The sequence below is a fragment of the Tunicatimonas sp. genome, assembly GCF_049647865.1.
GTDB lineage: Bacteria > Bacteroidota > Bacteroidia > Cytophagales > Cyclobacteriaceae > Tunicatimonas.
The window spans coordinates 1-3339 of record NZ_JBARYM010000436.1; the positions used below are offsets into that span (position 1 = coordinate 1).

The 3339-nt window shown below is 40.7% G+C and carries 2 protein-coding genes; one reads left to right on the forward strand and one right to left on the reverse strand.

Annotation, left to right across the window (positions count from 1 at the left end; all coding sequences use genetic code 11):
• Nucleotides 1-683: 683 nt before the first annotated feature.
• Entirely contained in the window at nucleotides 684-2150 is a 1467-nt protein-coding gene (locus WBA23_RS13005) for an SLC13 family permease (RefSeq protein ID WP_424582708.1), read from the forward strand.
• Between the two features lie 1114 nt (nucleotides 2151-3264).
• Here WBA23_RS13005 and WBA23_RS13010 read toward each other — a convergent pair.
• Nucleotides 3265-3339, reverse strand: a 75-nt coding sequence (locus tag WBA23_RS13010; protein WP_424582709.1) for a Fe-Mn family superoxide dismutase, incomplete at its 5' end; no start/stop codon positions are given.

The following is a 3339-nucleotide window of genomic DNA, read 5'->3' on the forward strand; positions in this document are numbered from 1 at the left end:
TTGGTGTAATCCACTTGAACATACATTGAATTCATACAGCTTCCGAAAAATCTGAATTATCATATTCTAATATTTTGTCGCTGCTCAAATGTTAATAACAGTCATTTTATAAGAATGTGTACTTCTCTTAAATGGCTACCAACATAGAGATAGCGCACTATTGCGTCTATTTTCCATATAGATTTTTCTGTACAAATTTCTGCGCCGATGATATAAATAGTGGCTTATAGTGATTTGATAAAGGGTTTTTCACTGATTGTTTCATCATCGATAGCTTTATACAAGGTACTATAATCCAGTTAGGCCACCTAATCAGCTAAGCTCAAAAACATACATTGAACACTAACGCATTTAGTCAACCATCCTAAGAAATGCATTCCAACATACTCTACCAACCTCAAGTGGTTATGCATAAACTATTTAAGCTTTTTTGGATGAGGTAATACATACGTAAACGATTAGCTCATTAGGGTAGAGCAACCCTGTGGTATAGAATGTCTCGCGTCTATACGACGTATAAGGGAGATAGACGCAAAGTGTCGCTGTATCGAACAGTATAAGAGCCAACTACTAAATTGATCTTATGTGATTACTTAAATGCATGGCGAGAAGTTGCAAGTATTTTTCTCTTTACCAAAATCCGCTAATTTAGATTTTTCGAAAAACTCTAAAAGGCGGATCAATTGGCAGTAAAGCAACAATCATCACTAGTAAGTACAAAAACCTTTGGGCTGCTGTTAGGTCCGGTACTTTTTCTACTTATCTATTTCCTGGTTTCAATTGATGGCTTAGATGCTAACGCCACTAAAGTGCTGGCCGTAGCCGGATGGATGGTGCTATGGTGGGTTACTGAAGCGGTATCGCTACCAGTTACGGCTTTATTACCGCTTGTTCTCTTTCCTATTCTTGGTGTATTCCCCATTGCTGAGTCGACGGCACCCTACGCTAGCCCTATTGTTTTTTTGTTTATGGGCGGTTTCTTAATTGCTTTGGCAATGGAAAAGCGAAACCTGCATCGGCGTATCGCTTTAAATCTCATTCGCCTCACCGGAACGCACGCTAATGGAATTATCTTAGGCTTCATGCTGGCTACAGCTTTTCTAAGCATGTGGATTTCTAACACGGCCACTACTGTAATGATGCTACCTATTGCCGTATCGGTCATTGATTTGCTGGAAGATCAACAGTCAGAAGAAGCGCAAGCTGGTTACCGAAAGTTTGCTTTGGGGCTAATGCTCTGTATCGCCTATTCTGCCAATATTGGCGGAACGACTACCATTATCGGAACCCCACCTAACGTAGTGATGGTCGGTTATATGCAAGAGTTTTACGGACGAGAGGTGGCTTTCGGAAAGTGGTTATTGGTCGGCATTCCGGTTTGTGTAACCTTGTTAACGATTACCTATCTAATGATTACTCAGGTGCTGTTTCGTCATCGGCTAAAAGGGTTGGCGGGGTCAGGCAACATTATCGCCGATAAATTGCGGGAATTGGGTACGATGTCTAAAGCCGAAAAGTTGGTGGCAGTTATCTTCACGCTAACCGCCAGTTGCTGGATTTTTCAGACGACCATTAATGGTTGGCTAGGCGATAAGTACTTGAACAATACAATTGTAGCGATGGGCGGAGGCTTACTGATGTTTGTAATACCCGTTAGTTTGCGAAACCAAGAGTATGTACTGGACTGGAAAAGTACTGAACGACTTCCTTGGGGAATTTTACTACTATTTGGCGGAGGGCTTTGTCTAGCCAAAGGAATGGAGATGACCGGCATTGTTCAGCTAGTCGGCGAACGTTTAGCGGGCGAAGGCACATTGAGTCTACCCATCCTGATTTTAGCCCTAACCGGATTTGCCCTATTCATTACCGAAATTATGAGTAACGTAGCCCTGATTGTTATTTTCGCTCCGGTGGTGCTAGGCATTGCCGATAGTTTAGGTATAGAACCTATGCTGCTGGTTGCTCCGGTTACTATTGCTTCCAGTTGTGCCTTTATGATGCCAATTTCCACCCCCCCCAACGCCATTGTATTTTCCAGCGGTCATATTCGCATTGCCGACATGGTGAAAGCTGGTTTTTTCCTTAATATACTTTCCATTGTGGTACTACTTATAATTACGCTGAGTATTATACGGTGGGTGTACGGGTAGATGCGAGATGTGGAATGAGAGATATGAAAATACTGAGTAATTTTGAGGTTGCTTTGATTGTTCCAAGGTATTATGAAGGAGCATTTCTCGGTAGTAGCTCAGACCGCTGGTGATTTTAAGCAGTAATACAGAGCTGAAATTGAGGCGGCTTATTACCGAGGTACTGCTGAAGGTACTTGACTAATTGTATGATAAGTGCTGAATATATATAGCGTTTTTATTAGGAATTACCAACTGATTTACCGTTTTAACATATTCTTAACATTAAATTCCTGGTTGATAATATTATTTTGTTAATATTTATATTACAAATACGACCATCTTCAACGATCAATTAACCTAATGCAACATACAGGGCAGTCGCCCGGTATATCAAATCCTATATAGAGGGGCAACAAAACGTATAGCAGTGACAGTTGGTGATAACGGTTTTATTGTAGGTGCTAATCCAGTTCCATAATGAAAAAAGTTAAAATTATGCCTGAATACGAGTGTTATCCTCTATGGATTAGGAATGGAGATGAACCCTATAAAAACGTTTCAGTAGACTATTTTCCTTTAAAGAAAAGCTTAAAACGACAGATTATAGAGTGAGACTTGACCTACCAAAATACTATTGACAAAAGCTGTCCCCTAGATTCAGATTTCAAAAATGAAGAGGATAAGAGGAATTTTGAAAAAGAAGGTCTACTCATATTTGATAACATGACTACTGAGCTAAAGACTGTCTTCAATGTTACTTACTATAGTGTCATAGAGGATAAGCTGTATAACAGGCTCATAATCAATTATCTAAGTTGAAGGAGTCGAGAATACGCCTACTTTATTTACTGCCGCCAAAGAGGCGCATGATTTCTTCGTAGGCGAACTGAAAAATGGGTATAAGCACTCCGCCAGGAATCGGGCTGCTCTGATGAAGCTGCGTACTGAAACGGTCAAGCAGGTTAAGGCACAGTATGCATTAAGTATCTTTAAAGCCGGGGCGGAAGGGGTTAGTAATGGATTTTTCGTCCTGTGGTCGCTGGTTTTGTTGGGTGAGAATAGTTATCATAGGTAAAAAAAAAGCCCTCCTCACAAATAAGGAAAGCTTTTTGTAAAATGAGTTTAGTAGTTACTAGCCTTTGGCGTCAGCGTAGCGCTTACTTACTTCGTCCCAGTTTACTACATCCCAGAAAGCGCTGATGTAATC